This is a genomic window from Streptococcus mitis SK575 (assembly GCF_000257865.1).
Classification (GTDB): Bacteria; Bacillota; Bacilli; order Lactobacillales; family Streptococcaceae; genus Streptococcus; species Streptococcus mitis_CQ.
This window is the reverse complement of record NZ_AICU01000056.1, coordinates 1-23991: the sequence shown is the minus strand read 5'-3', so window position 1 is coordinate 23991 and position 23991 is coordinate 1. Positions and strand designations below refer to the sequence as shown.

General features: G+C 35.9%; 25 protein-coding genes and 1 pseudogene. 16 read left to right on the top strand and 10 right to left on the bottom strand.

All coding sequences use genetic code 11. The features are described from left to right. Positions 1-21 precede the first annotated feature (21 nt). The 3 genes from erm(B) to HMPREF1048_RS07375 all read left to right on the top strand — a co-directional run bounded on the left by erm(B) (position 22) and on the right by HMPREF1048_RS07375 (position 4590). Positions 22-759: a 23S rRNA (adenine(2058)-N(6))-methyltransferase Erm(B) gene (gene erm(B) / locus HMPREF1048_RS07385; RefSeq protein WP_001038790.1), complete on the top strand. Its 738-nt coding sequence runs from the start codon at positions 22-24 to the stop codon at positions 757-759. 354 nt (positions 760-1113) lie between these two features. Further along, positions 1114-1668 carry a recombinase family protein gene (locus tag HMPREF1048_RS07380; RefSeq protein ID WP_000576156.1) on the top strand — a complete coding sequence of 185 codons (555 nt, stop codon included), beginning with the start codon at positions 1114-1116 and terminating at the stop codon, positions 1666-1668. 3 nt (positions 1669-1671) lie between these two features. Beyond that, positions 1672-4590, top strand: a complete 2919-nt coding sequence (locus HMPREF1048_RS07375) for a Tn3 family transposase (RefSeq protein WP_001240982.1) — start codon at positions 1672-1674, stop codon at positions 4588-4590. 73 nt (positions 4591-4663) lie between these two features. Here HMPREF1048_RS07375 and HMPREF1048_RS07370 read toward each other — a convergent pair. Continuing rightward, a pseudogene (locus HMPREF1048_RS07370) lies at positions 4664-4885 on the bottom strand (helix-turn-helix domain-containing protein); the annotation flags it as partial. 504 nt (positions 4886-5389) lie between these two features. Between HMPREF1048_RS07370 and HMPREF1048_RS07365 the strand changes: the two are divergent. The 4 genes from HMPREF1048_RS07365 to HMPREF1048_RS07355 all read left to right on the top strand — a co-directional run bounded on the left by HMPREF1048_RS07365 (position 5390) and on the right by HMPREF1048_RS07355 (position 8002). Beyond that, on the top strand, positions 5390-5812 hold the full coding sequence (locus HMPREF1048_RS07365) for a sigma-70 family RNA polymerase sigma factor (RefSeq protein WP_000804885.1): 423 nt from the start codon (positions 5390-5392) through the stop codon (positions 5810-5812). Next, the gene (locus tag HMPREF1048_RS0102340) at positions 5809-6039 is read left to right on the top strand and encodes a helix-turn-helix domain-containing protein (protein WP_000857133.1); all 231 of its coding nucleotides are present in this window, start codon (positions 5809-5811) and stop codon (positions 6037-6039) included. The genes HMPREF1048_RS07365 and HMPREF1048_RS0102340 overlap by 4 nt, the downstream gene beginning before the upstream one ends. A gap of 460 nt (positions 6040-6499) precedes the next feature. Then, positions 6500-6703 (top strand): excisionase, encoded by a 204-nt coding sequence (locus HMPREF1048_RS07360; RefSeq protein ID WP_000814511.1) that lies wholly within the window; start codon positions 6500-6502, stop codon positions 6701-6703. Between the two features lie 81 nt (positions 6704-6784). Further along, positions 6785-8002, top strand: a complete 1218-nt coding sequence (locus HMPREF1048_RS07355; protein WP_001291557.1) for a tyrosine-type recombinase/integrase — start codon at positions 6785-6787, stop codon at positions 8000-8002. A 215-nt stretch (positions 8003-8217) separates the two neighbouring features. Here the strand turns inward: HMPREF1048_RS07355 and HMPREF1048_RS0102335 are convergent, their stop codons facing one another. Then, positions 8218-8580 (bottom strand): hypothetical protein, encoded by a 363-nt coding sequence (locus tag HMPREF1048_RS0102335; RefSeq protein WP_001227153.1) that lies wholly within the window; start codon positions 8578-8580, stop codon positions 8218-8220. A 297-nt stretch (positions 8581-8877) separates the two neighbouring features. After that, positions 8878-9240, bottom strand: coding sequence for a MerR family transcriptional regulator (locus HMPREF1048_RS07350; RefSeq protein WP_000332322.1), 363 nt, complete (start codon positions 9238-9240; stop codon positions 8878-8880). 283 nt (positions 9241-9523) lie between these two features. On the opposite strand from HMPREF1048_RS07350, the gene HMPREF1048_RS07345 reads away from it, so the two are divergent. Continuing rightward, complete coding sequence (locus HMPREF1048_RS07345; protein ID WP_000438382.1) at positions 9524-10279, top strand: SDR family NAD(P)-dependent oxidoreductase; 756 nt, start codon at positions 9524-9526, stop codon at positions 10277-10279. Between the two features lie 192 nt (positions 10280-10471). Here the strand turns inward: HMPREF1048_RS07345 and HMPREF1048_RS07340 are convergent, their stop codons facing one another. The 6 genes from HMPREF1048_RS07340 to HMPREF1048_RS07315 form a co-directional block, all read right to left on the bottom strand. After that, a complete protein-coding gene (locus tag HMPREF1048_RS07340; RefSeq protein ID WP_000240414.1) occupies positions 10472-11083 on the bottom strand; it encodes a Fic/DOC family protein in 612 nt (203 codons plus the stop codon). Further along, positions 11076-11264 carry a hypothetical protein gene (locus HMPREF1048_RS07335; protein ID WP_000171299.1) on the bottom strand — a complete coding sequence of 63 codons (189 nt, stop codon included), beginning with the start codon at positions 11262-11264 and terminating at the stop codon, positions 11076-11078. Before HMPREF1048_RS07335 ends, HMPREF1048_RS07340 begins: the two co-directional genes overlap by 8 nt. 384 nt (positions 11265-11648) lie before the next feature. Beyond that, positions 11649-11798 (bottom strand): 50S ribosomal protein L33, encoded by a 150-nt coding sequence (gene rpmG, locus HMPREF1048_RS07330; RefSeq protein ID WP_001265622.1) that lies wholly within the window; start codon positions 11796-11798, stop codon positions 11649-11651. A gap of 15 nt (positions 11799-11813) precedes the next feature. Continuing rightward, positions 11814-11996, bottom strand: coding sequence for a 50S ribosomal protein L32 (rpmF, locus tag HMPREF1048_RS07325; protein ID WP_000290417.1), 183 nt, complete (start codon positions 11994-11996; stop codon positions 11814-11816). A gap of 151 nt (positions 11997-12147) precedes the next feature. Continuing rightward, a complete protein-coding gene (locus HMPREF1048_RS07320) occupies positions 12148-12348 on the bottom strand; it encodes a type II toxin-antitoxin system antitoxin (protein WP_000228847.1) in 201 nt (66 codons plus the stop codon). Between the two features lie 2 nt (positions 12349-12350). Further along, positions 12351-13358: an SPFH domain-containing protein gene (locus HMPREF1048_RS07315; protein WP_000136852.1), complete on the bottom strand. Its 1008-nt coding sequence runs from the start codon at positions 13356-13358 to the stop codon at positions 12351-12353. Between the two features lie 190 nt (positions 13359-13548). Between HMPREF1048_RS07315 and HMPREF1048_RS07310 the strand changes: the two genes are divergently transcribed. From HMPREF1048_RS07310 to ilvD, 6 genes are all read left to right on the top strand, one after another. Then, complete coding sequence (locus HMPREF1048_RS07310; protein WP_000460908.1) at positions 13549-15579, top strand: BglG family transcription antiterminator; 2031 nt, start codon at positions 13549-13551, stop codon at positions 15577-15579. 3 nt (positions 15580-15582) lie between these two features. Then, positions 15583-15867: a PTS sugar transporter subunit IIB gene (locus HMPREF1048_RS07305; protein ID WP_000912476.1), complete on the top strand. Its 285-nt coding sequence runs from the start codon at positions 15583-15585 to the stop codon at positions 15865-15867. 12 nt (positions 15868-15879) lie between these two features. Then, positions 15880-17226, top strand: coding sequence for a PTS ascorbate transporter subunit IIC (locus HMPREF1048_RS07300; protein WP_000975299.1), 1347 nt, complete (start codon positions 15880-15882; stop codon positions 17224-17226). Between the two features lie 3 nt (positions 17227-17229). Further along, entirely contained in the window at positions 17230-18087 is an 858-nt protein-coding gene (locus HMPREF1048_RS07295; RefSeq protein ID WP_000603567.1) for a transketolase, read from the top strand. Further along, positions 18084-19016, top strand: coding sequence for a transketolase family protein (locus HMPREF1048_RS07290; protein ID WP_000986401.1), 933 nt, complete (start codon positions 18084-18086; stop codon positions 19014-19016). Before HMPREF1048_RS07295 ends, HMPREF1048_RS07290 begins: the two co-directional genes overlap by 4 nt. Positions 19017-19246: 230 nt before the next feature. Beyond that, a complete protein-coding gene (gene ilvD / locus HMPREF1048_RS07285; RefSeq protein ID WP_000137346.1) occupies positions 19247-20950 on the top strand; it encodes a dihydroxy-acid dehydratase in 1704 nt (567 codons plus the stop codon). Positions 20951-21208: 258 nt separating this feature from the next. Here ilvD and HMPREF1048_RS07280 read toward each other — a convergent pair whose 3' ends face one another. Further along, positions 21209-21550 carry a metal-sulfur cluster assembly factor gene (locus HMPREF1048_RS07280; protein ID WP_001206380.1) on the bottom strand — a complete coding sequence of 114 codons (342 nt, stop codon included), beginning with the start codon at positions 21548-21550 and terminating at the stop codon, positions 21209-21211. A gap of 123 nt (positions 21551-21673) precedes the next feature. Between HMPREF1048_RS07280 and HMPREF1048_RS07275 the strand changes: the two genes are divergently transcribed. Together HMPREF1048_RS07275 and HMPREF1048_RS07270 are read left to right on the top strand one after the other, a co-directional pair. Further along, positions 21674-22525: a helix-turn-helix domain-containing protein gene (locus HMPREF1048_RS07275; protein WP_000434988.1), complete on the top strand. Its 852-nt coding sequence runs from the start codon at positions 21674-21676 to the stop codon at positions 22523-22525. Positions 22526-22726: 201 nt separating this feature from the next. Next, a complete protein-coding gene (locus HMPREF1048_RS07270; protein ID WP_000770641.1) occupies positions 22727-23974 on the top strand; it encodes an MFS transporter in 1248 nt (415 codons plus the stop codon). Positions 23975-23991 lie beyond the last annotated feature (17 nt).

Here is a 23991-nt window from a genome sequence, read left to right as displayed (position 1 = left end):
AATCACTTCAGGAGTGATTACATGAACAAAAATATAAAATATTCTCAAAACTTTTTAACGAGTGAAAAAGTACTCAACCAAATAATAAAACAATTGAATTTAAAAGAAACCGATACCGTTTACGAAATTGGAACAGGTAAAGGGCATTTAACGACGAAACTGGCTAAAATAAGTAAACAGGTAACGTCTATTGAATTAGACAGTCATCTATTCAACTTATCGTCAGAAAAATTAAAACTGAACATTCGTGTCACTTTAATTCACCAAGATATTCTACAGTTTCAATTCCCTAACAAACAGAGGTATAAAATTGTTGGGAATATTCCTTACCATTTAAGCACACAAATTATTAAAAAAGTGGTTTTTGAAAGCCATGCGTCTGACATCTATCTGATTGTTGAAGAAGGATTCTACAAGCGTACCTTGGATATTCACCGAACACTAGGGTTGCTCTTGCACACTCAAGTCTCGATTCAGCAATTGCTTAAGCTGCCAGCGGAATGCTTTCATCCTAAACCAAAAGTAAACAGTGTCTTAATAAAACTTACCCGCCATACCACAGATGTTCCAGATAAATATTGGAAGCTATATACGTACTTTGTTTCAAAATGGGTCAATCGAGAATATCGTCAACTGTTTACTAAAAATCAGTTTCATCAAGCAATGAAACACGCCAAAGTAAACAATTTAAGTACCGTTACTTATGAGCAAGTATTGTCTATTTTTAATAGTTATCTATTATTTAACGGGAGGAAATAATTCTATGAGTCGCTTTTGTAAATTTGGAAAGTTACACGTTACTAAAGGGAATGTAGATAAATTATTAGGTATACTACTGACAGCTTCCAAGGAGCTAAAGAGGTCCCTAGCGCCTACGGGGAATTTGTATCGATAAGGAATAGATTTAAAAATTTCGCTGTTATTTTGTACAATAAGGATAAATTTGAATGGTACCATAAACGACCGTTTATGGTACCTTTTCATTTTCCTGCTTTTTCTAAATGTTTTTTAAGTAAATCAAGTACCAAAATCCGTTCCTTTTTCATAGTTCATATATAGTTATACTTAATGAGTTATGGTACATTTAAATTATAAAATTAAGGAGGTTTTTTTATGATTTTTGGCTATGCTCGAGTGAGTACGGATGATCAAAATCTTAGTTTACAAATTGATGCACTTACTCATTATGGAATTGATAAATTATTTCAAGAAAAAGTAACTGGTGCGAAAAAAGACCGACCGCAATTAGAAGAAATGATCAACCTACTACGTGAAGGAGATTCTGTTGTCATTTACAAGTTAGATCGAATTTCACGATCAACTAAACATTTGATTGAACTTTCTGAATTATTTGAAGAACTTAGTGTCAATTTTATATCTATTCAAGATAACGTAGATACTTCAACGTCTATGGGAAGATTCTTTTTCCGAGTTATGGCTAGTTTAGCAGAACTGGAACGGGATATTATTATTGAACGAACTAACTCTGGTCTTAAGGCAGCCAGAGTCCGAGGAAAAAAAGGGGGCCGTCCAAGTAAAGGTAAGCTATCAATTGATTTAGCTTTAAAAATGTATGACAGCAAAGAGTATTCTATTCGTCAAATTCTTGATGCCTCTAAATTAAGCAAAACAACCTTTTACCGTTACCTCAATAAAAGGAATGCTTAAGATATGGCTATGAAAAGAATTTTAACTACTTCACAGCGTGAACAACTTCTTTCTGTAGACCACTTATCAGAAGAGGATTTTAAAGCGTATTTTAGTTTTTCTGATTATGATCTGGAGGTTATTAATCAACACCGTGGAAAGGTCAATAAACTAGGATTTGCGATACAACTTTGTTTGGCCCGGTATCCTGGGTGTTCTTTAAGTAATTGGCCGATTAAATCAACCAGACTAACTTCTTATGTGAGTCGACAGCTCCATCTTGATGCAATTGATTTAAATTCATATGATCATAGAAATACACGTGCAAATCACTTCAACGAGATCTTAGAAGTATTCAACTATCATCGATTCGGTAGTGCTAATACACAAAAACAGTTAATAGAATATTTAATTGAACTAGCTTTAGAAAATGATGACTCTATCTATCTAATGAAAAAAACAATTGATTTCTTAACTCGAAAAAGAATTATTTTTCCATCTATAGCTACACTTGAAGACATTATAAGCCGCTGTCGAGATAAAGCAGAAAACAACTTATTTTCAATATTACTCTGTTCATTAACAGATATACAAATTGAAAAACTAGAGAGTTTGTTTCAAATTTATGAAGAGACGAAAATAACTAAACTCGCTTGGCTAAAAGACATTCCAGGTAAGGCAAATCCAGAAAGCTTTATGAGTATTTGTAAAAAAGTGGAAGTGATTGCTTCCATGGGACTCGGGACAATTAATGTCTCCCATATTAATCGGAACAGGTTTCTTCAGCTAGCTAGACTAGGGGAAAATTATGATGCATATGACTTCTCCCGTTTTGAGCTTGAAAAAAGATACTCTTTACTTATTGCTTTTTTAGTCAATCATCATCAATATCTGATCGATCAACTGATTGAGATTAATGACCGCATTTTAGCAAGTATTAAACGCAAAGGGACACGTGATTCACAAGAACAGTTAAAAGAAAAAGGAAAATTGGCTACTAAAAAATTGGAACATTATGCTTCTTTAATTGATGCTCTTCACTTTGCAAAAGATAATGATAGTAATCCTTTTGACGAAATTGAACGAATCATGCCTTGGGAAGATTTAGTACAAGATGGAGAAGAAGCTAAAAAAATTACAGGTAATAAAAATCATGGCTATTTAGAAATGGTTCGAAATAAAGCTAATTACCTCCGAAGATACACGCCAATGTTATTGAGGACCCTTTCGTTCAAAGCAACTCCGGCAGCAAATCCAGTCCTCATGGCCCTAACTCAACTAACTGATTTACACAATAGTGGTAAAAGAAAAATACCGGCAGATACTTCTACTGATTTTGTGAGTAAAAAATGGAAAAGCCTTGTTCGGCCAGAAGAGGGGAAAATAGATCGGTCTTACTATGAGTTAGTAGCTTTCACCGAGCTAAAGAACAATATTCGATCAGGAGATATTTCAGTTGAAGGAAGTATGATCCATCGAAATATTGATGATTACTTAGTTGATTTATCTGCTTGTATTGATTCAGAAACTATTCCAGACACGTTTGAGGACTATTTAAAGGATCGGGAAATAATTTTAGATTTACAGCTTCAATTTTATTCGACAGTTGATAAGAGAATTTCAAGAGCAAACCTTAAAAAGTTGGAAAAAGTTACACCTAGCGAAGCAGAAATATATAGAAAAAAACTTTATTCAATAATTCCTAAGATAAGGCTTAGTGATCTTTTAATTGAGGTGGACAGTTGGACCAACTTTTCACAAGAATTTAGTCATGATTCTACAGGGAAACCGCCGAGTGAACAAGAAAGAAAAATTATTTTTGCTGCTTTGCTGGGTTTAGGGATGAATATTGGTCTTGAAAAAATGGCCCAATCAACTCCTGGAATTTCTTATTCTCAGTTAGCCAATGCCAAACAATGGCGCTTTTATAAAGAAGCTCTGACTCGTGCTCAATCTGTTTTGGTTAATTATCAGTTAAAGCTTCCTGTTGCAGACTTTTGGGGTGAAGGAAAAACCACTGCTTCAGACGGAATGCGCGTCCCAGTGGGCGTCTCAGCTCTAAAATCCGATGTTAATCCACATTACAAAAGTATGGAAAAAGGAGCTACAATGATTCGATCAATAAATGATAGGCATACGACTCATCATATCGAGGTTGCTTCAACTAATACAAGGGAAGCTACTCATACCCTTGATGGCCTACTTTATCATGAAACAGATCTAGATATTGAGGAACATTTTACTGATACAAATGGGTATTCTGATCAGGTGTTTGGAATGACCGCATTACTAGGCTTTGATTTTGAACCTCGCATCAGAAATATAAAAAAATCACAATTATTTTCTATCAAATCACCTTCCTACTACCCTAACTTATCAGAAGATATAAGCGGAAAAATCAATGTAAAAATTATTGAAGAAAACTATGATGAAATTAAACGAATCGCCTATTCGATTCAAACAGGAAAAGTATCTAGTTCTTTACTATTAGGAAAGCTAGGCTCATACGCACGTAAGAATAGAGTAGCTCTTGCACTGAGAGAACTAGGTCGCATTGAAAAGAGCATTTTTATGATAGATTATATTACAGATAGTGAGCTACGGCGAAGGATCACTCATGGACTAAATAAGACAGAAGCGATTAATGCTTTAGCTAGAGAACTATTTTTTGGGCGACGCGGAAAATTTATGGAGCGCGATATTCGCCGACAACTTCAAAGTGCTAGTGCGCTTAATGTGTTAATAAATGCAATAAGTATATGGAACGCCGTCTACTTACAAGCAGCTTATAATTATCTCGTCAAAATAGATCCCGAAGTAACTAAGTATATGAAGCATGTATCTCCTATTAATTGGGAGCATATCACTTTTCTTGGAGAGTATAAATTTGACTTGTTATCTATTCCTAAACACTTAAGAGAATTGAATATAAAAAATAAATAGGCCTTGAAACATTGGTTTAGTGGGAATTTGTACCCCTTTTCGATACAAATTCCCACTAAGCGCTCGGGACCCCAGGTAAGAAAAATTCATCAACGGAAACATGAAGTAACGATACAAGGTCATAAAGAACTTGTATGCTGGGGTGTTGCCCTTTATTTTCAATATTAGTTAAGTACCGTGGGTCAATTTCAATCAATGCTCCCACTTGTTCACGAGTTAAACCTCGTTTCAATCGAGCTTCTTTAATGGCTAAACCAAAGGCTCTAAAATCATATTTATCTTCTTTTTTACGCATAGTAGACCACCTCTATACATTTTATTGTTCCTACTGAATTAAAAACAGGTATAGAAAAACGTGTTATATGGTTTATAGGTTTATATTTAATAAAAAGCACTACTAAACGCCAATAAAAAAAACCGTTATATGGTAGTGCTATTTACGCTGTTAAAATATTGTATATTACTTCCAAATGGCGGTTTGTTGGAGGTCAACGTCGCCATGAAGTACATCATATACAATAAATTTCCTTACATTGGGTTCTTGTCAAAAAAAGTCGTCTATCTGCAATAGATAAGTACGTCCACCAATGTGGTTTTATAAATCATATAGATAGAATAACAGAAGCATGTAAACAGAGAAATAAATCTGTTTATATGCTTTTTTGGCTATTCAGAACTTTTTTACAAAGTTTATTTATCAGTAATGCAACAAATCCCCCTTTCACATTGGGACTAAGAGTGAAAGGAGATAAACGAGCAAGGCTCACTTCCTTTCCTAGACAGAAAGGGGGTGAGAAACATGAAACCATCTTCTTTTCAGACCACAATAGAAAATCAGTTTGACTATATCTGTAAACGTGCTATGGAAGACGAGCGAAAGAATTATATGCTTTATCTTTCAAGGATTGCAAAGCGTGAGGTGTCCTTTTCGGATGTTGGCGATTATCTTGTTAGCCAGTTTGCGACAACAGATAACTATTCAACTGACTTTCAGATTTTTACACTCAATGGGTTATCAGTAGGCGTTGAAAATGATTTGTTGAGTGAAGCATTACGTGAGTTGCCAGACAAGAAACGTGAAATTCTACTGCTGTTTTACTTTATGGACATGAGCGATTCAGAAATTGCAGACCTGTTGAAATTGAACCGTTCTACTGTCTATCGGCATAGAACCAGTGGACTAGCCTTAATTAAAAAGTTTATGGAGGAATTTGAAGAATGAAAACACAATATCCTATGATTCCCTTTCCTCTCATTGTAAAGGCAACAGATGGCGATACCGAAGCGATTAACCAGATTCTACATCATTACAGAGGGTACATAACGAAGCGTTCCCTACGACTTATGAAAGATGAATATGGCAATCAAAGTATGGTCGTTGATGAAGTCTTACGTGGAAGAATGGAAACCAGACTGATTACAAAGATTTTGTCATTTGAAATTAAGTAATATCCTCTCTCCTTTCGTGGAAGCGTGCTAAACCATTCCACGCTTCCCGAACAGGGAGGTTTGTTATTCCACCAAAGCATATTGAGCTTTCAATGTGTTTTGATAGGCTAACGAGCCATTGTTCTTTGAAAACTGAATAAAAGTAATCGAATACGTTTCGATAAGAAAAGAGCCAACGGAACTAACCGCCATGACCTATCTTATAAAGATAGCGAGCGATTCATGTTAGTGATCCGAGAAGCAATCTTTAGCAGGATTGCCTGCAACGACATTCTTATCGTGATAATGATACTCCCATACAGTCAATAGTCCGAGCGTGATAAAACCGTCGCAGGCAATGAGTATGGCTACATGAGAACCATGCAGGGGTGGAACTCCCGTGAGCTTTGCTAAAGCTGTTCGATTGCTGGTAAAACAACTTTTATGAAATCCAAATAAGTGATTTGGAAAGGAGGATTTTATGAAGCAGACTGACATTCCTATTTGGGAACGTTATACCCTAACCATTGAAGAAGCGTCAAAATATTTTCGTATTGGCGAAAACAAGCTACGACGCTTGGCAGAGGAAAATAAAAATGCAAATTGGCTGATTATGAATGGCAATCGTATTCAGATTAAACGAAAACAATTTGAAAAAATTATAGATACATTGGACGCAATCTAGCGTCGCCAAAGGGTCTTGTATATGATAAAATAGTATTAAGTCGTATCAAGGCTCTTTCCATAAAGGAAAGGAGCAAATGCCATGTCAGAAAAAAGACGTGACAATAAAGGTCGAATCTTAAAGACTGGAGAGAGCCAACGAAAAGACGGAAGATACTTATACAAATATATAGATTCATTTGGAGAACCGCAATTTGTTTACTCGTGGAAACTTGTGGCTACAGACCTAGTACCAGCAGGAAAGCGTGATTGTATCTCACTTAGAGAGAAAATCGCAGAGTTACAGAAAGACATTCATGATGGTATTGATGTTGTAGGAAAGAAAATGACACTCTGCCAGCTTTACGCAAAACAGAACGCTCAAAGACCAAAGGTTAGAAAAAACACTGAAACTGGACGCAAATATCTTATGGATATTTTGAAGAAAGACAAGTTAGGTGTAAGAAGTATTGACAGTATTAAGCCATCAGACGCTAAAGAATGGGCTATTAGAATGAGTGAAAATGGTTATGCTTATCAAACCATCAATAACTACAAACGTTCTTTAAAGGCTTCATTCTATATTGCTATACAAGATGATTGTGTTCGGAAGAATCCATTTGACTTTCAACTGAAAGCAGTTCTTGATGATGATACTGTCCCTAAGACCGTACTAACAGAAGAACAGGAAGAAAAACTGTTAGCCTTTGCAAAAGCTGATAAAACCTACAGCAAAAATTATGATGAAATTCTGATACTCTTAAAAACAGGTCTTCGTATTTCAGAGTTTGGTGGTTTGACACTTCCAGATTTAGATTTTGAGAATCGTCTTGTCAATATAGACCATCAGCTATTGAGAGATACTGAAATTGGGTACTACATTGAAACACCAAAGACCAAAAGTGGCGAACGTCAAGTTCCTATGGTTGAAGAAGCCTATCAAGCATTTAAGCGAGTGTTAGCGAATCGAAAGAATGATAAGCGTGTTGAGATTGATGGATATAGTGATTTCCTCTTTCTTAATAGAAAGAACTATCCAAAAGTGGCAAGTGATTACAACGGCATGATGAAAGGTCTTGTTAAGAAATACAATAAGTATAACGAGGATAAATTGCCACACATCACTCCACATAGTTTGCGACATACATTCTGTACCAACTATGCAAATGCAGGAATGAATCCAAAGGCATTACAGTACATTATGGGACATGCTAATATAGCCATGACGCTGAACTATTACGCACATGCAACATTCGATTCTGCAATGGCAGAAATGAAACGCTTGAATAAAGAGAAGCAACAGGAGCGTCTTGTTGCTTAGTAGTACAAATGAATTTACTACTTATTTACCACTTCTGACAGCTAAGACATGAGGAAATATGCAAAGAAACGTGAAGTATCTTCCTACAGTAAAAATACTCGAAAGCACATAGAATAAGGCTTTACGAGCATTTAAGAAAATATAAAAAGATAATTAGAAATTTATACTTTGTTTCAAATAAAAACACCTATTCGGCAAAATAGGTGTGAATGATGTTATTTATATCCATATTGTTTTAGTGCGTTATTATATGCTTCGCTATCTTTAAGATAGTAGTCGTACTTAACTCCACTAATATCAACAGAAAAGACCCCATCTTTAAATGAATATTCTTCTGTTCGACTTGCAATATTTTGTCCAGTTAATTCGATCGTATTCTTTTTTTTGTTAATGGTAAAGCTGTCGGCTTCTCCATGCTCAATGGAAGCATTTTCTCCTTTAATAGTAAACGCCAACTCGTTTCTTTCACTTGAGATCCAATAATACTCACCATCTAAAGATTGGTAGTTGTTTTTTGAGCAAGCAATTAACGTAATTATTGATAATGACAACAATAATATGCTAACAATTTTTCTCATGTTTCTCGCCTCCTTTTATAATATTACTATACCAAAATAATGTTACAAAACTGTATTAATGTCTGTTATAATGGAAATTTCAAATAATGTCCATTATAACAGACATTAGTAAATTATAGAAAAAGATCTATATTTGGCTATAGTTTTACTAAATCTCTACGACTATAGATTAAAAATGTATACACTTCTATTTTACAAGTTCAACTTAAGAAAATCCCAATTACAACCATTTAACAAGTAATATAAAAAGAGTTCAATTGTCAATCCCTTTTTTAGATAAAGAAAATAATAATGGTGCTAATTAGGATTAATACCTAAATAAGTTTTAATTTTCTTTTCAAGAAAATCAATATGTTGGTTAATTTCAGTTTGTTGCTTATGAAGTTCATCAAGTTGAAAAAATAGTAGTCTAAGTCGTTGAGGAATTGTGGAGTCTCCTTTATATCTTAGGTCAGCGTATTCTTGCATATTTTTAATAGACATTCCCGTCTTTTTTAATCTAATAATGAATTGAGCCCACGCTATATCAGAGTCATCATAGTATCTACGATTATTTTCTTCTCTGTGTGAGTAAATCAATTTTTCTTGCTCATAGTATCGAAGTGTGGGAATAGGAAGTCCAGTTTTTTTAGCAAATTCTCCAATAGAATAGTAAGCCATAATATTTCCCCCCTTTATTTTTTATTATTTTAGCATAATTTTTAAAAAATTAAAAAATTTTCAGTTTTCTCTTGACATAAAGTGCGCTTTACTATGTAAAATACATAGTATCAAAGGAATTTGATATAAAGCTAGGAGAGGAGGTAATACCATATAGACGAAAAATTGGTTTGAAGGAATAGAGAGCTCCAAAGGGGCTTAGTGATAAGGCTGTCAAGAACCTTGATGGGAGCAGCGACTCTTATAAAAAATGCAAATAGCAATCTGTAAAGGAGAAAATAGTATGGAACAAACGAAGAATTATACTTGTATTACTGGAGCCAGTGCTGGTATAGGAGCGGAGACAGCAAGACAATTTGCAAAATTAGGAACGAATCTTATTTTAATTGCTCGGCGTCAAGAACGACTAGAAAAATTGAAGCAAGAGATTTTGAACCATTATCCGGATTTAGATGTTGTTATTAAAGTTGTTGATTTATCGAAGTCCAGTAATGTTTTTGCTCTTTATGAAAGCTTGAAAAAATATCACATTACTACGCTAATAAATAATGCTGGTTTTGGAAATTATGATAAGGTTGAATCTCAAGATTTAGAAAAGATAATAACATTAATCCATCTAAACATTGAAGCTTTAACAATTCTATCAACTCTATATGTGAGAGATTATAAAGATTGTAAAGGCGCTCAATTGATTAACTTATCATCTAGAGGCGGATACATGATGGTTCCAAATGCAGTTACATACTGTGCAAGTAAATTTTATGTCAGTGCTTTTACAGAAGGCTTGGCATTGGAACTAGAGGCAAATCAACATCAATTAAAAGCTAAGGTTTTAGCTCCAGCTGCCACAAAAACGGAATTCGGTCAAGTTGCTACAGATTCTAAAGAATATGATTATGATGAGCATTTTGCTAAATATCACACAAGTGAAGAGATGGCACAATTTTTGATGGAATTATATCAAAGTGACAAAGTTGTTGGTTTAGTTGATGTTACAAATTTTGAATTTCATCTTAGCGAACCACTACTTAATTATTAATTATTTTAATAAATAGATATAATATGTATTGAATAATAATAGTTGTAGCCATTTTATGACAAGAAAAAAGCTTCTGAAATGTTAGATTTCAGAAGCTTTTTGTCTATCTATTATGATTTAAACCTTGGTAAGTTATAATTTTCTGTGATATTTAGGATATTTAAAAATATAGAAGTATTTTTGTAGACTAATTTACAATTTTTCCAGTATTTTACCAAGTAGTTCTTCTAACTTTCTTAAATCTCCATAGACTGTTCCGTCCATATAAAGATTGTAAACCTCGTCATCTTGCTCAACACGTATTTGTGCAGAATATCCTTTTGACAGTGCTAAGGAACGAATAACTTCTCGTTGAGTTCGTCCATTACCTTCTCGGAAGGGATGGAAATAATTAAGATTATCAAGAATTTTTGCTAATTGTTTAATAATCCCATCTTTTGAATTAGCAGTTTGATAATAGGTATGAATAAGGCGGTTTATATATACTTGGGCAGTACTGAAAGATTGTATTGACATAAAAGGATTCCCATTTTTTGAGATATTCACCTTGCGAAATTGCCCCGCCCAAGCATAGACATCTTGAAATAAATATTTATGAATGGCTAAAATATCACTAATGGAATATACTTCAATGGTTTTCAAGCGCAAGTCTGCAAGCCTTTTAGTAACGAATAAATGCTCATTCCGATAGGCTTCTTCAATATTTGTAATATTTTGTTTGTTGATTAAGACTGTAGAATTTGGATAGGTATATTGGTGATTGGGGTCAATGTACTCATAGCCTTCGTATTGATTTTTAACCAATATTCAATTCCTTTCGTTTGTTGATAACATAAGTTTTTAAATCAATCACATCTTGAACAGTAGGTTCATAATTTTCAATCATTGATGACCCAATAGCATACCAGACAGTATCAAAATCTGAAAAGTTATCAAAGGGAATTCCTAAAATTGTTAATTCTTCTTTATTCACATCAAGAGTCATGGCACACCTCCTTATATAGAGTTATCCTTATTATACCATAAAATCGGTATTTTCACCTAAAGGATAGAGAGCAAAAGATATATGTAAGCGTATAGATTAATACTTACAGAACTAAAAATATTCCCCTGTTTTTAACCCAACTGAAAACCCATACTTTCCAAACCAAATGTTACTATTTGTAAGTAAAAGAACAAATAACAAAAAGAGGAGCTTCACACTAAAGTTCCTCTTCTTTTAAATATCCGAATCATTATTTTTATTTCAAAAAAGGTAGTGAAAAAGGTAGTGATTCGATTGATTTATATTGCAATGTAGTGAAATTTGAAATTTCACTACATTGCTTAAAATCAAGGTTTTTAACGTCTATTGACGTGTAGTGAACCCCTATTTCACTTCTGTAAACACAACGTGTTTGCGAAGTTTTGGTGAGTATTTCTTCAATTGAAGACGGTCTGGAGTGTTACGTTTGTTTTTAGAAGTAAGGTACAAGCGTTCACCAGATTCTTTGTGTTCAAGTGTAATATTTACGCGCATGGTATCTCCCTTCTATTATTCAGCTGATGCAGCTTTAGCGATTTTACGTCCTTTGTAGTATCCTTTAAGTGATACACGGTGAGAACGTGAGTAATCTCCAGTAGTTTCGTCAAAGTTTACAGATGGAGCTGTTACTTTGTAGTGTGTACGACGTTTGTTTTTCTTCGCTTTTGAAGTGCGACGTGCAGGTACTGCCATTTTGATTTCTCCTTTAGGTATTTATATTCGATTCAATCTACTGATTTTCATCAACCATACTAGGATAACACATTTTTTTTGTAAAGTAAAGTTACTTGACAAAAAAAGATGAAAAAATTCTCCTGTAAGACCTAGCAGACAGGAGAAGGTGTTAAATATCAATCTCAAATGGTTCGTCAATGGTTTCTGATACGTATTTTCCGTCTTTCTTCCGTTGTTTGACACATTCTGTGAGGAGATATTCGATTTGCCCATTGACTGAACGAAAGTCGTCTTCTGCCCATGATGCGAGTGCAGCGTATAACTTTGTTGAGAGTCGAAGGGGGATCTGCTTTTTTTTAGCTTCAACCATCTTTAGTAAAGACTTCCTGTGTTGACAATTGGTTGTGCATCATGATTGCCACAGAGGACGACTAGGAGATTTGAAACCATGGCAGCTTTTCGTTCTTCGTCAAGCTCTACCAATTCCCCTTCATTGAGTCGTTCTAGTGCCATTTCAACCATTCCTACAGCACCATCCACAATCATCTTACGGGCATCAATAATGGCAGATGCTTGTTGGCGTTGAAGCATGACAGCAGCAATTTCTGGAGCGTAAGCTAGGTAAGTAATACGTGCTTCAAGGATTTCCAAGCCAGCATCCTCAACACGACTTTGGATTTCTTCACGAATACGATTAGCCACAATTTCGCTAGAGCCACGGAGACTACCTTCATCTGCTTGGCCGTCACCCGTAGTATCCACGTTAGGAGACACATCGTAAGGATAGATGCGGACAATATTTCGGAGGGCGCTATCACATTGCAATGAAAGATATTCTTTGTAGTTATCAACGTTGAAAACTGCCATAGCGGTATCGACAACTCTCCAAGTTACCGCGATACCGATTTCTACAGGGTTTCCTAGACAATCATTGATTTTTTGGCGAGAATTGCTCAAGGTCATGACTTTGAGGGAAATGTGCTTATTGCCAATTTCAATATTTACATCATTGTCATTTGATGATTTAGCTCCTAAAAAAGGAGATTTCGTGCTAACGTCACCACTTTGTCCAAGTCGAGTGTGGTTTGCAGGGGTGACTGCTACGCTGAAGGGATTGACAAAGTAAAAGTCAGGTTCTTTGATGGTACCTGTATAGTTACCAAAGAGTGTCAGAACCATAGCCTCCTGAGGTTTGACAACTTTTAAACCAGCATGAGTTAGTGCTGCAATTACGATTAGTAAAGGTCCGATAATAATTCCAAAAATGTTTTCCGAACCAACACCCATTATAAATATAAAGATACCAAGTACGATTGTCAACTCAATGAGAATCAATGCTAATACACCATTTGGTTTTGAATTGATTAGTTTTTCAGTCATAAGAATGATCTCTGTTATTTGATATCTAAATGATATCATTTTGTTTTTAAAAATTAATAGAAAGTTGACAAATAATCACTAAAAAGTTTCAGCCCAATAATTACTTGTAGGAAGTGAGATTATATTGTGCTGAAATACTCTTTTATTCTTATAACTTTTACACTATAATTGTAGTTAGAAAGGAAGAGAAATGTTTGATTATAGAGCACTAGTTATTTTGATGACTTTGATGGATCATTGTGAGCTATCATTATATGAATTATCTGTTAAGGTGAGCTTACCTATAAAGGAAGTCAAAGAAGGAATAGATTATTTAGTGCCTTATCTAGCTAATAAAGGGATAGTGCTGGATAAAAAACAAGGTCGCTATAGTTTATCAAATCGTACGAAGCAGTCTTTGACAGATATTATTAAGTCGGATGAATTGGTTTTACCAAAGTCGACTCGCTTAGCATTAATCTATCTTTACACTTTTTGCCGATTAGATTTTATATCGAATAATCATTACCAAGACTTTTTGAAAGTAAGTAAGAATACAACCTTATCTGATATTCAATCATTAAGAAAGATTATGTTAGATAATGATTTGGAGCTAGGGTACAGTAGAGCAAAAGGTTATACTTTACACGGTTCAGAGTGGAATAAGCACCGTTTAGCTTTTCAAATGGTTAGTGAGTTGCTGGAATCCTCCATAGGGATTTGGGGGTTGGATTATGTTTTATCCAGTTGGGGGTATTCATTAACTTATGATTTGATTGATCAGGTAGTTAAAGATTATTATGAAAAGCTACAGATAGTACCTATTGTTAATCAATTAAAAGTTTGCCTTTTCGGTTTAGTATTCATTATATGTAGGTATCAAAGGGATGTTGAAAGAGTATGTCTTTCAGAGACATTAGTATCTCCTATTATTGAAGATATAACGACTATTTTATTGGATACAGTAGTTGATTTGGGAATTATAGATACGGTATTTTCAGAGGATGATTATCGCTATATCACAGTTTTATTATCAAGTTGCTTTGAAGGTGAAGTAGATGTTGCTCCGGTTTACTTTAATCAATTAACAGAGGCTATTATAAGTAGAATGGAAGATATTTCTTTGTTACATTTTAAACAAAGAGAAGTATTGAGAGAAAATCTTCGCCGCCACCTTATACCGGCTTACTATAGATTAAAGTTCGGCTTACCTAGTTCAAATGAATATGTGTTGCATGTTAAAGAACAGTATCCTGATTTATTTGAACTAGTAAAAGATTCTTTGACTCCCTTGATGGACGCTATTGACAAGCCCATACCTGATAGTGAAACAGCATATTTTGTTATCCATTTTGGAGGATATTTAAAGAAAGCAGACAATTTGCCTCAAAAATGTTATAAAGCAGCAATTATCTGTCCTAATGGAATTAGTTCTTCATTGATGATAAAAGAGAATCTATTAGCATTATTCCCTCAAATTGAGTTTATAGGAACCTCAAAGATTGATGATTTATACGCGAAAACTAGTAGTGACTATGATATGGTTTTTTCTACTATAAAGGTGGATACAGAGAAGCCAAATTATCTAGTTTCTGTTATGATGACGGAAGAACAAACAACACAGTTAGTTGAATTGGTATCAAAAGATTTCCCAGATACAGGTTATCGAGATATTGAGCTTAATCAGATAATTAGCATAGTAAGACGATATAGTGTAATCACACAAGAATTAGAGTTAAAATTAGCATTAAAGAGGTATCTCTATCAAGAAATGAACAGAAAGGAAGTGTTACCATTGTTAGAAGAATTAATTACAAAAGAAACTTATCAGGTTAGTTCGGAAAAATTAGGATGGAAGGAGGCAATTCGTTTAGCAGCTAAACCGCTTTTGGATCAACATAAGATAACTGAGAACTACCCTGAGGCAATGATTCAAAAAGTAGAAGAGTTTGGGCCTTTTATTAATTTAGGGAAGGGAGTAGCAATTCCTCACGCTCGGCCAGATGAAGGTGTGAATGAAATAGGAATGTCAATGTTAGTTTTGGAAGAACCGATTTATTTATTGGATAATCCAGAACAAGAGGTAAGATTGTTGATTTGTATTGCAGCCATTGATAATGAGAGTCATTTAAAGGCTTTGTCACATTTAACAACAATTTTAAGAGATAAAAACCATGTTCAAACTTTAATATCATCAAAAAACTATGATGACATTGAAATGATAATTAAACAGGAGGATTAGATAATGTTAAAAATTGGTACAGCTTGTGGTTCAGGATTAGGTTCAAGTTTTATGGTACAGATGAATATTGAATCTGTATTGAGTGATTTGAATGTTTCAGATGTAGAAGTTGAACACTATGATTTAGGTGGAGCAGATCCAAATGCAGCTGATATTTGGATTGTTGGTCGTGATTTAGCTGATTCAGCTAGTCATCTTGGAGATGTTCGTATCTTAAATAGTATTATTGATATGGATGAACTACGAGAATTAATTACTAAACTTTGTGAAGAAAAAGGACTTATTTAGGAGGCTAGCGTCATGATGAAGTTCATATTGGATATTGTTAGTACACCAGCTATTTTAGTAGCTTTAATTGCAATCTTAGGATTAGTTCTTCAGAAGAAGAAATTACCTGATATTATTAAAGGTGGAATTAAGACCTTTGTTGGTTTCTTAGTTGTATCTGGTGGTGCAGGAATTGTACAAAATTCTTTGAATCCATTTGGTACCATGTTTGAACATGCTTTTCATTTATCTGGAGTTGTACCGAATAATGAAGCAATTGTAGCTGTAGCTTTAACAACATATGGCTCAGCTACTGCAATGATTATGTTTGCAGGTATGGTATTCAATATCTTAATTGCTCGTTTTACTCGATTCAAATATATCTTTTTAACAGGGCACCACACTCTATATATGGCGTGTATGATTGCGGTCATTTTATCAGTTGCTGGTTTTACAAGTTTGCCTCTTATCTTACTAGGAGGATTAGCACTCGGTATTATTATGAGTATTTCCCCAGCATTTGTGCAAAAATATATGGTTCAATTAACTGGAAATGACAAGGTGGCTTTAGGTCATTTCAGTTCTTTGGGATATTGGTTGAGTGGTTTTACTGGTAGCCTTATCGGTGACAAATCAAAATCAACAGAGGACATTAAATTTCCAAAGAGTTTAGCTTTTTTACGTGATAGTACTGTTAGCATTACTTTATCCATGGCAGTTATTTACATTATTGTAGCTATCTTTGCAGGGTCAGAATATATAGAAAAAGAAATCAGTAGTGGTACAAGTGGTCTAGTTTATGCTTTACAATTAGCAGGTCAATTTGCAGCAGGGGTATTTGTTATTTTAGCAGGTGTTCGCCTTATTTTGGGTGAAATTGTTCCAGCCTTTAAAGGTATTTCAGAGCGTCTTGTACCTAATTCAAAACCTGCTTTGGATTGTCCGATTGTTTATACTTATGCACCAAATGCAGTTCTAATTGGATTTATCTCTAGTTTTGTTGGTGGTTTAGTAAGTATGGCAATTATGATTGCTTCAGGAACGGTTGTTATTTTACCAGGTGTTGTGCCTCATTTCTTCTGTGGAGCAACTGCAGGTGTTATTGGGAATGCATCTGGTGGTGTTCGTGGAGCTACTATTGGAGCATTTTTACAAGGTATTTTAATTAGTTTTCTTCCAGTCTTTTTAATGCCAGTTTTGGGAGGACTTGGTTTCCAAGGATCAACTTTCTCAGATGCAGATTTTGGTCTATCAGGAATTATTTTAGGAATGTTGAATCAATTTGGCTCACAGGCAGGCATTGTTATTGGTCTTGTTCTTATTCTAGCAGTTATGTTTGGAGTATCCTTTATTAAAAAGCCATCTGCAAAGGAGGAATAAGGGATGATTTTAAGTGAAAATAGAGAAGATGAGTTAAGAAAATTTGCAACAAAAATCCGATTAAATACTCTTAGAACATTGAATCATCTTGGATTCGGCCATTATGGAGGGAGTCTGTCTATAGTAGAAGTTTTAGCAGTGCTTTATGGTGAAATAATGCCGATGACTCCAGAAATATTTGCATCACGAGATAGAGATTATTTTGTTTTATCCAAGGGACATGCTGGACCAGCTTTGTACAGCACACTCTATTTGAATGATTTCTTTGACAAAGAATTCTTATATTCTTTAAATACAAATGGAACCAAATTACCGTCTCATCCTGATAGAAATCTAACGCCGGGCATAGATATGACAACTGGCTCTTTAGGACAGGGAATTAGTGTTGCAACCGGACTTGCATATGGTCAGAGAATAAGAAAAAGTCCCTTTTATACCTATGCTATTGTTGGAGATGGTGAGTTAAATGAGGGACAATGTTGGGAGGCTATACAGTTTGCTTCTCATCAACAGTTATCTAATTTAATTGTATTTGTAGACGATAACAAAAAACAATTAGATGGTTTTACAAAGGATATTTGTAATCCAGGTGATTTTGTAGAAAAATTCTCAGCATTTGGGTTTGAATCCATTAGGGTCAATGGTTCAGATATTAGAGAAATTTATGAAGGGATTATCCGATTAAAACAGTCAAATGATTCATCCCCTAAGTGTATTGTATTAGACACTATTAAAGGTCAAGGAGTTCGAGAGCTGGAAGAAATGAAATCCAATCATCATCTTCGCCCTACTGTAGAGGAGAGACAAATGTTAACTTCAGTTGTAGAAAGATTAAGTCAGGAATTGGAGGAAACAGAATGATGAGAAGTACGAAAGAATTACGACATGTGTATAGAGATTTCCTTCTAGAAGCTAACCAAAGTTATTCTGATATAGTAGTTTTAGAAGCAGACTTGTCAAGTTCGATGGCTACTAATAATCTTGAAAAGGACTTTGGAGACCGTTATGTGAATGTTGGGATCATGGAAGCAGAAATGGTCGGGCTTGCAGCAGGTTTATCTATTCAGGGGTTTAGACCTTATCTTCATACATTTGGCCCATTTGCTTCACGAAGAGTATTTGATCAATTATTTATTTCTCTTGGATACGCACAATTGGATGCCACTGTGATTGGATCAGATGCAGGAGTAACTGCAGAAATGAATGGTGGGACACATATGCCATTTGAAGAAATTGGATTGTTACGTTTAATTCCTAAATCAATCATTTTCGAAGCAACTGATGATATCCAATTTCGTGAAATCTTGAACCAGACATTAGACTTAAAAGGACTAAAATATATTCGAACAATTAGAAAAGCTCCAGAGGCTGTATATCAAGGTGGAGAAGACTTTTCTAAAGGCTACATTGAGTTAAGACACGGTGAAGATGTTGTAATAGTTGCTTCTGGCATAATGGTTGCTCCAAGTATTCGAGTTGCGGATGAACTGTCTAAATTAGGTTATTCAGTAGGTGTGATAGATTTATTTAGAATCAAACCGATACCAGAACAGATAAAAACAATGTTAAGCGGAAAAACTATATTTACTGTAGAAAACCACAATCAGATAGGTGGAATTGGCAGTGCTTTATGTGAATTATTCTCTGATGATGGAATAACAAAAATTCATCGGATGGGTGTTCAAGAAAGATTCGGTCAAGTAGGGAAAATGGATTATCTTCTTAATGAGTATGGTTTGAGTGAATCGAATATAAAAGAGAAAGTTTTAGCGTTTTATAATGCAAGATAGATGTTAAATACACTTATCTGAAAGAACTTCTGTAAAAATTACATTACGTTATTTAAAGCAAGCGGATTAAAAGCATATTCTGGTAATCAGAAAGTGCCCTGATCCGCTTTGTTGTTTTTAATTTAAAATGTTTATATGTATATAGAATTTTCTGAAAATTCAAGAATTTTCTTCTGTTCATTGCTTTTAAAATGTGCTATAATAGTAAAAACTGAAATGGGAGGGAACAAATGACTGAATTAGATAAACGTCACCGCAGTAGCATTTATGACAGCATGGTAAAATCGCCAAACCGTGCCATGCTTCGTGCGACTGGTATGACAGATAAGGACTTTGAAACACCGATTGTTGGGGTTATTTCGACTTGGGCGGAAAATACACCATGTAACATTCACTTGCATGATTTTGGGAAATTAGCTAAAGAAGGTGTCAAATCTGCAGGTGCTTGGCCTGTGCAGTTTGGAACTATTACCGTAGCGGATGGGATTGCTATGGGAACGCCTGGTATGCGTTTCTCTTTGACATCTCGTGATATCATTGCAGACTCAATCGAGGCGGCTATGGGTGGTCACAATGTGGATGCCTTTGTTGCTATCGGTGGCTGTGATAAGAACATGCCTGGTTCTATGATTGCCATTGCCAATATGGATATTCCAGCAATTTTCGCCTATGGTGGAACCATTGCACCGGGAAATCTTGATGGCAAAGACATCGACTTGGTTTCTGTCTTTGAGGGGATCGGAAAATGGAACCACGGTGATATGACGGCTGAGGACGTGAAACGTCTTGAATGTAATGCCTGCCCTGGTCCTGGTGGCTGTGGTGGTATGTACACTGCTAATACAATGGCGACTGCTATCGAAGTTCTCGGTATGAGTTTGCCAGGGTCTTCCTCTCACCCAGCTGAATCAGCTGACAAGAAAGAAGATATCGAAGCAGCAGGACGTGCTGTTGTTAAGATGTTGGAACTTGGTCTCAAACCATCAGATATCTTGACCCGTGAAGCCTTTGAAGATGCTATCACTGTAACCATGGCACTCGGTGGTTCTACAAACGCCACTCTTCACTTGCTTGCCATTGCCCATGCTGCCAATGTTGACTTGTCACTTGAGGACTTTAATACGATCCAAGAACGTGTGCCTCACTTGGCTGACTTGAAACCATCTGGTCAGTATGTCTTCCAAGACCTTTACGAAGTCGGTGGTGTGCCTGCGGTTATGAGATACCTCTTGGCAAATGGTTTCCTTCATGGAGATCGCATCACATGTACTGGTAAGACTGTCGCTGAGAACTTGGCTGATTTTGCAGACCTCACTCCAGGTCAAAAAGTCATCATGCCACTTGAAAATCCAAAACGTGCAGATGGTCCGCTTATCATCTTGAACGGGAACCTTGCCCCTGATGGTGCGGTTGCCAAGGTATCAGGTGTTAAAGTGCGTCGTCACGTTGGTCCAGCTAAGGTCTTTGACTCAGAAGAAGATGCTATCCAGGCTGTTTTGACAGATGAAATCGTTGATGGCGATGTAGTCGTTGTTCGTTTCGTTGGACCTAAAGGTGGTCCTGGTATGCCTGAGATGCTGTCACTTTCATCAATGATTGTTGGTAAAGGTCAGGGAGATAAGGTGGCCCTCTTGACAGACGGACGTTTCTCTGGCGGTACTTATGGTCTGGTTGTTGGACATATCGCTCCTGAAGCTCAAGATGGTGGACCAATTGCCTACCTCCGTACAGGTGATATCGTTACGGTTGACCAAGATACTAAAGAAATTTCTATGGCCGTATCCGAAGAAGAACTTGAAAAACGCAAGGCAGAAACAACCTTGCCACCACTCTACAGCCGTGGTGTCCTCGGTAAATACGCCCATATCGTATCATCTGCTTCTCGTGGAGCCGTGACAGACTTCTGGAATATGGACAAGTCAGGTAAGAAATAAACTCAAAAAGCAAGCCAACTTCGGCTTGCTTCTTTTCATCTCCAAAAGTGATTTGCCTGCTTATACTCAATAAAAATCGAAGAGCAAACTAGAAAGCTAGCCGCAGGTTGCTCAAAGTACTGCTTTGAGGTTGTAGATAGAACTGACGAAGTCAGCTCAAAACACTGTTTTGAGGTCGCAGATAGAACTGACGAAGTCAGTAACATATACCTACGACAAGACGACGCTGACGTGGTTTGAAGAGATTTTTGAAGAGTATTAACGAGGTGGCAGTCCAAGGGCAATACGGCCGTAGCGACTGATTCGTGTGATTTTCCAGGCAGGCGACCAGGTAACTTCAACCTTGACATCTTCGATACCCTCGATTTGTTTGAGACCTGCAACGATTTCAATAGGCAGGCTTTCGGCACAATCGCAGGCAGTATCGGTGAAGGTCATGACAATCTTGCAGAGCCCCGTTTCATCCAGATTGATTTCATAAATCAGACCTAGATTGTAAACATCCAATTCCACATCTGTATCAAAAACCTTCTCTAGTTTTTCGATAATTTGGTCTTGCAAGGCCAAAGCGCGGTCATTGATTTTGATATCCTCTCTCATTACAGTCCCTCCACGTGATAAATATCCTCTATTTTCTCATAATTCTGACAATTTGGCAAGTTTTTGATGAATTTTCTGAAAAATATGATAAAATGAAGAAAATACGGAATCAAGGGGAAGCCTATGGAGCAGATTGGAAAAGTCTTTAGACAATTACGAGAGTCAAGAAATATCTCGCTGAGACAGGCGACTGGGGGACAATTTTCTCCGTCTATGTTGTCCCGATTTGAAACTGGTCAGAGTGAGCTTTCGGTGGAAAAGTTTCTATTTGCTCTGGGAAATATATCTGCCAGTGTAGAGGAAATCCTCTTTTTGGCGAGAGGTTTTCAGTATGATACAGATTCTGAGTTGAGAAAAGAAATCACAGATGTCTTGGATATAAAGAATATAGCACCTCTCGAAGACCTGTATCGTAAGGAATATCAAAAGCATGCCTATTCTCAAAACAAGCAGAAGCATATTCTAAATGCCATTATTATCAAGTCTTATATGAAGAGTATGGATGAAACGGTTGAGTTAACGGCAGAGGAAGGGAAAGTCCTTCATGACTATTTGTTTTCTACCGATATTTGGGGAATCTATGAACTCAATTTGTTCTCAGTCAGTTCTCCCTTTTTATCTGTTTCTCTTTTTACTAGATATGTACGAGAAATGGTCCGAAAATCTGATTTTCTAATGGAAATGTCTGGTAATCGAAACCTTTTTCACACTATGCTATTGAATGGTTTTTTAGCCAGCATTGAGTGTGAAGAATTTACCAATGCCTCTTATTTTAAACGTGTCATCAAAGAGCATTTCTACAAGGAAAATGAGACCTATTTCCGAATTGTCTATTTGTGGGCGGAAGGTCTCCTTGATAGCAAGCAGGGCAGAGTCAAGGAAGGTCAGAAAAAGATGGAAGATGCTGTCCGTATTTTTGAGATGCTTGGCTGTCACAAATCTGCCGAATACTATAGAAAAACGACAGATTGTTGAATATCTGCAAACTAAGAAAATTATTTGAAATTTTAAGTGATAGAATTGTTGAGCTCTCTCGTGTCACTGGAGAAATTCTATCGTTTCTTTTTGCTCATTTCATTTGTTGCATATATTCAAAAGTTTTTCCTCTAGAATTTCTAAGTGCTATACTATAGTCATACTTTACATAAGAACTTCGAACAAGAAGGGAGATTACCTATGAAACTATTGTTCAGAAATCAAGCTTATCGTCTCTTGACTTTGTCACGCTTCTTCAATGCTTTTGGTGCTTCGATTTTCAACCTGGTCTTTATCGTCTATGCATCGACCTTGCCACAAGCCTCTTTTGCTGTTGCTATGGCGAATATTGTCATGCTTCTTCCGACTCTCTTTACAGTTTTTGTAGGGATTCGGGCAGATTACACGAGGAACAAGGTCAAATGGATGGCCTATAGTGGTTTGTTTCAGGCGGTTTTATTTTTTCTAGCAGCCCTAGTTGTTCAGCAAGCTAGTCTCTTTGCCTTTTCTAGCCTGTGTTTAATCAATGTCATTAGTGATGTCATCAGTGATTTTGCTGGTGGCTTGCGCATGCCTCTTATTAAGGAAAAAGTAGCTGAAGATGATCTGATGGAAGCTTACTCTTTTTCACAGTTCATCACCTATATTTCAGCTATTGGTGGTCAAGCTTTTGGAGTATGGCTCTTAGGTTTATCGGTCAACAATTTTTCTCTCGTTGCGGGAATTAATGCTTGCTTTTTCCTAGTATCAGCCTCTGTTCTCTTTTTGGGAAGAAGAAAATTAAGCCTGTCAATGTCATCTGCTGATGGCGAAATCCTAAAAAATGAGAAGCTTCCTATCAAAGATCAATTTCTAACGATTTATCGAAATTTACGTCTCGTTTTTCTTAAAAGTGGACAGAAAAACTTTGGTTTTATGCTCTTTGCTGTCTTGCTTATCAATGCCTTGGGTGGCGCTTTAGGAAGCATCTATAACATCTTCTTTTTGAGCCATTCTCTTTTGGACTTTTCTTACACAGAGGCATTATTTATCAGTCAATTCTGTGCTTTGTTAGCAATCATCATCAGTAGCCTTACGGGCAATGATTATTTTGGGAAGCAGTCCTTGCCTAGATTGATGATGTGGGCGACCGTAGGGCTCACTCTAATTGGTCTGGCTAACGTATTCAATCAAGTCGTGCTTGGTTTGCTATTTCTCTTCTTTACTCTGTATGTGTCTGGTAAAGTTGCACCAAAGATTAATGCCATGCTCATGAAAAATCTAGCTCCAGAAGTTTTAGCTCGTACCAGTAATTTTTTAGGTCTATTGTTTACCTTATCCATACCTGTGGGAACAGCTTGTTTTTCACTTGTAGCCGTATGGAATATACAGTTGACTTGGATGCTATTTGTTGGTTTTTCCTTGCTGGCTATTCTTTTGACAGTTATTAATCTTAAAAATGATATCTAATACTCTTCGAAAATCTC

Excerpts from the sequence above, each read along its gene's own strand:
- HMPREF1048_RS0102335 (WP_001227153.1), bottom strand. The coding sequence starts at position 8,580 with ATGAGAAAAATTGTTAGCATATTATTGTTGTCATTATCAATAATTACG.
- HMPREF1048_RS07280 (WP_001206380.1), bottom strand. The coding sequence starts at position 21,550 with ATGAGAGAGGATATCAAAATCAATGACCGCGCTTTGGCCTTGCAAGAC.
- HMPREF1048_RS07360 (WP_000814511.1), top strand. The coding sequence starts at position 6,500 with ATGAAGCAGACTGACATTCCTATTTGGGAACGTTATACCCTAACCATT.
- HMPREF1048_RS07295 (WP_000603567.1), top strand. The coding sequence starts at position 17,230 with ATGATTTTAAGTGAAAATAGAGAAGATGAGTTAAGAAAATTTGCAACA.
- HMPREF1048_RS07270 (WP_000770641.1), top strand. The coding sequence starts at position 22,727 with ATGAAACTATTGTTCAGAAATCAAGCTTATCGTCTCTTGACTTTGTCA.
- ilvD (WP_000137346.1), top strand. The coding sequence starts at position 19,247 with ATGACTGAATTAGATAAACGTCACCGCAGTAGCATTTATGACAGCATG.
- HMPREF1048_RS07290 (WP_000986401.1), top strand. The coding sequence starts at position 18,084 with ATGATGAGAAGTACGAAAGAATTACGACATGTGTATAGAGATTTCCTT.
- HMPREF1048_RS07315 (WP_000136852.1), bottom strand. The coding sequence starts at position 13,358 with ATGACTGAAAAACTAATCAATTCAAAACCAAATGGTGTATTAGCATTG.
- HMPREF1048_RS07310 (WP_000460908.1), top strand. The coding sequence starts at position 13,549 with ATGTTTGATTATAGAGCACTAGTTATTTTGATGACTTTGATGGATCAT.
- HMPREF1048_RS07300 (WP_000975299.1), top strand. The coding sequence starts at position 15,880 with ATGATGAAGTTCATATTGGATATTGTTAGTACACCAGCTATTTTAGTA.
- HMPREF1048_RS07320 (WP_000228847.1), bottom strand. The coding sequence starts at position 12,348 with ATGGTTGAAGCTAAAAAAAAGCAGATCCCCCTTCGACTCTCAACAAAG.
- HMPREF1048_RS0102340 (WP_000857133.1), top strand. The coding sequence starts at position 5,809 with ATGAAAACACAATATCCTATGATTCCCTTTCCTCTCATTGTAAAGGCA.
- HMPREF1048_RS07350 (WP_000332322.1), bottom strand. The coding sequence starts at position 9,240 with ATGGCTTACTATTCTATTGGAGAATTTGCTAAAAAAACTGGACTTCCT.
- HMPREF1048_RS07335 (WP_000171299.1), bottom strand. The coding sequence starts at position 11,264 with ATGACTCTTGATGTGAATAAAGAAGAATTAACAATTTTAGGAATTCCC.
- HMPREF1048_RS07375 (WP_001240982.1), top strand. The coding sequence starts at position 1,672 with ATGGCTATGAAAAGAATTTTAACTACTTCACAGCGTGAACAACTTCTT.
- rpmF (WP_000290417.1), bottom strand. The coding sequence starts at position 11,996 with ATGGCAGTACCTGCACGTCGCACTTCAAAAGCGAAGAAAAACAAACGT.
- HMPREF1048_RS07365 (WP_000804885.1), top strand. The coding sequence starts at position 5,390 with ATGAAACCATCTTCTTTTCAGACCACAATAGAAAATCAGTTTGACTAT.
- HMPREF1048_RS07355 (WP_001291557.1), top strand. The coding sequence starts at position 6,785 with ATGTCAGAAAAAAGACGTGACAATAAAGGTCGAATCTTAAAGACTGGA.
- HMPREF1048_RS07305 (WP_000912476.1), top strand. The coding sequence starts at position 15,583 with ATGTTAAAAATTGGTACAGCTTGTGGTTCAGGATTAGGTTCAAGTTTT.
- rpmG (WP_001265622.1), bottom strand. The coding sequence starts at position 11,798 with ATGCGCGTAAATATTACACTTGAACACAAAGAATCTGGTGAACGCTTG.
- HMPREF1048_RS07345 (WP_000438382.1), top strand. The coding sequence starts at position 9,524 with ATGGAACAAACGAAGAATTATACTTGTATTACTGGAGCCAGTGCTGGT.
- HMPREF1048_RS07380 (WP_000576156.1), top strand. The coding sequence starts at position 1,114 with ATGATTTTTGGCTATGCTCGAGTGAGTACGGATGATCAAAATCTTAGT.
- HMPREF1048_RS07275 (WP_000434988.1), top strand. The coding sequence starts at position 21,674 with ATGGAGCAGATTGGAAAAGTCTTTAGACAATTACGAGAGTCAAGAAAT.